This is a genomic window from Phocaeicola sp. (genome assembly GCF_048170425.1).
Lineage (GTDB): Bacteria > Bacteroidota > Bacteroidia > Bacteroidales > Bacteroidaceae > Phocaeicola.
The window spans coordinates 1-4,675 of the sequence record NZ_DBEXBB010000142.1 but is presented as its reverse complement, the minus strand read 5'-3'; the positions used below and the strand labels follow the sequence as shown (position 1 = coordinate 4,675).

The window sequence follows — 4,675 nt, the reverse complement described above, 5'->3', positions numbered from 1 at the left end:
AGTCTTTTTGGTAGCAGTTGTTTTCTTGGCAGGAGCTTTTTTAGCAGGAGCCTTTTATTTCTCTGATTGTTCCTTAACCAAGGCCTGTAAATGCTTTACCTGATCATTCAATTGTACCAGTTCTTCTTCCTGATTACGTATGGTTGTCAACAAAGAATTTAATTCTTCATCTTCCATATCTACCGGATACAATGAATTTACACGAGCAATAAAGTCACCAAGAATATTCATGTAATTTGTGAAAGCATCATACGGTGAATCATAAATACCACGATCCAACGATACGCCCATTTGCTTGGTGGTCATGAAGCGGAAGTTATTGCTTGCCTGCAGATAATCCCAATCCTGTTTGATTCTACGGTCAGAGCACAAATGTACACGTTCTGCTACGCTATACAACTTATCAAATGCTTCACGCTGCATCACATTTCCTAACCATGGACTGATATCACGTTCTTCATCTACCCAAGACATCGGATAAGGTACGTCAATCATATCGACAGATTTCAGTTTCGTTACGATTTCTGACGGAGTAGAGAAAGTAATTCCTTTCTGTTTAGCACATTCAGGCAATGCTTTCAGGAATTCCAGAATATTAGAAGACAGCGGCTGGAAGATACCCAATGCAGACAACTCCATAAAGATATTAATAACCTGCTCATTTTCGGGTAAAGAAGCAATCCAACCGATGTATTTATCAGCAAACAACGGATATTCGTTCCATTCGGAATTAGAGAAACGCAAGCTTATATCATCAGACAATTTAAAGTCACGCAGCAACAACTTCAGATTTGGATTTTCAGCGCAATGATACAAGTAATGAGGGCTCTTCCATCCCAACACATGCTTAGCACCTTCTGCCAGCATACCCTTGAATCCCATTCCTGCTACTATACCACCAATTTCATTGTCATAAATCAAGCTGGAGTTACGGAATACCTTAGGATCTTGTCCGAAATAGTCCTTAATCTTCACACGCATGCGTTCTACCTCTTCGCAGAAGCAAGTTTCATTTTTCAAAGAAGACAATCCATGTGAATAAGGTTCGCAAAGGAATTCACAGCAACCTGTGGCATTCAGTTCATGCAACAACTCTATTACAGCCGGAGCATAAATTTCCAATTGTTCCAAAGCTACACCTGAAATAGACAGAGCAACTTTAAAAGCACCATTATTTGCTTTTGCCATATCAATCAGGGTTCTTAGAGCCGGAATATAGGAACGTTCGGCCACTTCATTCATACCCTGCTCATTGGCATAATCATCGTAATAATAATGTTCTGAACCGATTTCAAAGAAACGATAGCGTTTCAAATGAATAATCTGGTGTATTTCAAAGTAAAGACAAATTGTTTTCATATTGTTTTGCAGTTTTATTTACCATAATTTTTTAAGACTTGCTCATAAAGCGCGCGAATCTTCACGCCGACTTTCTCCCATACAATGCCGTCCACTTCTTTCTTTCCTTCATCGCGGAGATACTCATAAAGTGAATCGTTGGTACAGATAGAGTAAATAGCATCTGCCATTGCATGTATATCCCAATAATCTGTTTTAATACACTTCGAAAGAATTTCGGCACAACCGGACTGTTTGGAGATAATTGTCGGCACGCAACATTGCATAGCTTCCAATGGTGAAATACCAAATGGTTCGGACACTGACGGCATGATATACACATCACTCATCTTCAGCACTTCATATACTTGCTTGCCTTTCATGAATCCCGGGAAATGAAAACGGTCGGCAATACCTCTTTCTGCTGCCAGACGAATCATGGCGTTCATCATATCACCGCTACCAGCCATTACAAAACGAATGTTACGGGTGCGATTCAATACCATAGCAGCGGCTTCCACAAAGTATTCCGGACCTTTCTGCATGGTGATACGCCCCAAGAAAGTAACAATTTTTTCTTTCGGATTCTTCTTAACCTGAATGTCTTGTATTTCTTTTGGAAGCGGAGATACCGCATTGTGCATAGTGAACACTTTACGAGGATCCTGATAATACTTGTGAATAACCGTCTGACGAGTCAACTCACTTACACACATGATGCAATCAGCATGGTCCATACCATTCTTTTCAATGGAGTAAACAGTAGGATTCACATTACCACGGCTTCGGTCAAAGTCTGTAGCATGCACATGGATAACCAATGGTTTTCCTGAAACCTGCTTGGCATGAATACCTGCAGGATAAGTCAACCAGTCGTGTGAGTGAATGATATCAAACTGCTGCTGACGAGCCACTACCCCAGCTACAATGGAATAGTTGTTGATTTCTTCGTGCAAGTTATCAGGATACCTTCCAGAGAATTCCATACATCCCAAATCATTGGTATGCATATAATTAAAGTCCGCATAAATATGGTCACGCAAATCATAGTAAAGCTGCGGATCCATATAATGACCTACTCTGTCTTTCACATGCTCCCACTGTACGTCACGCCAAACAATGGGCACACTGTTCATTCCTATGATACGCAAAAAACTCTGGTCTTCATCTCCCCAAGGTTTGGGAATACAGAAAGTAATCTCCATATCCTGCTGTTGAGCAAGTCCATGAGTCAATCCATAACTGGCCGTACCTAATCCTCCTAAAATATGAGGAGGAAATTCCCAACCAAACATCAAAACTTTCATATAAACTCCTCCTCTTTATTGATTGTTATATTTCTCCAACAAATTCAATGTACGCAAAATCTCAGCTACATTCATCGCAAACGAAACTGCACCTCTTCCCTGGAACGGCGGATTACCATCGAACAGCTCCGGAATTGAACTAATACAATGACAAGTCATCTGACCTTCGTAACTGATAAGCTGACGTTCTACAAATGAAATAGCACTCCGCTTATAAATACGCAAATAGGCCTCCAGATAAAAACCTTCCAGCCAAGGCCATGCAGTACCCTGATGGTATGCATAATCACGCTGAAGCTGCGGACCTACGTAGTTTGGATTATACCCACCGCTCTTCGGGCTCAATGAACGAAGACCTTTAGGAGTCAGTAATTCTTTGGTTACAATATCTACGATGCCTTTTTTCTGTTTGGAATCCAATGGAGAATAATCAAAGGCTGCCGCAAAAATCATATTTGGGCGCACGCTCCAGTCCATCATATCGCCATCTACATAATCGAGTAAATAGCCATATTCGTTCAAGAAAGTTTGTACGAATGATTTAGATACTTTATCCGAGAACTGATGCAAGTAATCAACAAATCCACAATCTGAAGAAAGCAAATCTGCTACAAAGCAAAGTGCATTATACCATAAGGCATTAAATTCTACAATATATCCCGTACGAGCAACTACAGGACGACCATTTGCGGTAGAGTTCATCCACGTAACAGCCTTATCTCTCCCGTTGGTATAAACCAGCCCATTTTCATGAACTTTCAGATTTGGATGACGGTTACCAGCCAGATACTCCATTACATCTTTCAAAGCTTTACCGTATTTAACTCGTGCCTCATCCCACGAAACCATCTTAGCATATTGCTGTACAGCCCATACCATCCACAACAACACATCCGGATGTTCAATTTCTGTCACCTTCAATTGAGACTCCTTGCCTTCCACAAAAGCATAAACTGCTTTGAGAGCCGTTTCCATAATCATTTCAAACTTTCCAATCTCCCCAATGGAAAGAGTAAGTCCCGGAAGCGAAATAAACATATCACGGGCACGACATTTGAACCAAGGATAGCCTGCTAAAATATACGATTCACCGGATTGTTTGTTCAAGAACTGATGTGCTGAGTTGACCAAACAGTTTTTAAAGTTATCACGCGGTGTACGTTGTTCCATTTCTGCCGCAAACAAAGCGTTCAATGAAGTAGTTTCAATGGGCGTTACACCACCTGAGAAAGTAACAGATTCCCCTTTCTTTATACTAATCTCAAAATAGCCAGGCACATACAAATCTTCATTAAAATCATACCCGCGTTCACGTTCCTTCGGATATTCGATGCCCCTATACCAGTCGGGTTGGAAACAGAATTCATTTTCCTTGCTCAACTGCATGTAGAGTTCCGGATATCCAGGATACATACATGTTTTTATACCATTCTCCACCACGTCATAATGACGGCTGGCCTGCGCATTTTCGTGTGTATATTGTCTCACGCTGCGGAAAGCCAGATAAGGACGTAAACGAAGAGTTGTTTCAGAATGTGCATCAACCAATGTATACCTTATCAAGATACGGTTTTCATGATGTACAAACAACTTCTCTTTCTTCAAAACAACACCACCTACGCGATAAATTGTGGTAGGAACTTTCTCACACTCGAATTCACGGATGTATTTATGTCCTCTCGGACTGAAATTATCACCCCCATACTTGTGCAGACCAAGATTAAATTCCGCACCATGCTGGATAACAGTTTCATCCAATGAGGAAAGCAATACATGGTTTTCATCATCCAATTCTGGTACTGGAATCACAAGTAAGCCATGATACTTACGCGTATTACAGTCTACAATTGTTGAACAATGATAAGCCCCCGAACGATTCGTACGAAGAATTTCTCTAGTCAGAGTTTCTTCCAGATTTGTCATTATCGTCTTGTCAAATCGCAAATAACTCATAGTTGTATATTAAGGTTATAAATTAATACTCATCATAAAAATGTTACTTTTATTTTCCCTCAAAATTAATGATTAAA

3 protein-coding genes are annotated in these 4,675 nt (G+C 40.4%); all 3 read right to left on the bottom strand.

The features are described from left to right. Nucleotides 1–54 precede the first annotated feature (54 nt). The 3 genes from ACMJ0U_RS05555 to ACMJ0U_RS05545 are packed head-to-tail and all read right to left on the bottom strand — an operon-like array spanning nt 55 to nt 4,598. Complete coding sequence (locus ACMJ0U_RS05555; RefSeq protein WP_417128717.1) at nt 55–1,359, bottom strand: glycoside hydrolase family 57 protein; 1,305 nt, start codon at nt 1,357–1,359, stop codon at nt 55–57. A gap of 14 nt (nt 1,360–1,373) precedes the next feature. Continuing rightward, a complete protein-coding gene (locus tag ACMJ0U_RS05550) occupies nt 1,374–2,645 on the bottom strand; it encodes a glycosyltransferase family 4 protein (protein WP_417128716.1) in 1,272 nt (423 codons plus the stop codon). 15 nt (nt 2,646–2,660) lie between these two features. Then, nucleotides 2,661–4,598, bottom strand: a complete 1,938-nt coding sequence (locus ACMJ0U_RS05545) for a glycogen debranching enzyme N-terminal domain-containing protein (protein WP_417128715.1) — start codon at nt 4,596–4,598, stop codon at nt 2,661–2,663. Nucleotides 4,599–4,675 lie beyond the last annotated feature (77 nt).

Excerpts from the sequence above, each read along its gene's own strand:
- ACMJ0U_RS05550 (WP_417128716.1), bottom strand. The coding sequence starts at position 2,645 with ATGAAAGTTTTGATGTTTGGTTGGGAATTTCCTCCTCATATTTTAGGA.
- ACMJ0U_RS05545 (WP_417128715.1), bottom strand. The coding sequence starts at position 4,598 with ATGAGTTATTTGCGATTTGACAAGACGATAATGACAAATCTGGAAGAA.
- ACMJ0U_RS05555 (WP_417128717.1), bottom strand. The coding sequence starts at position 1,359 with ATGAAAACAATTTGTCTTTACTTTGAAATACACCAGATTATTCATTTG.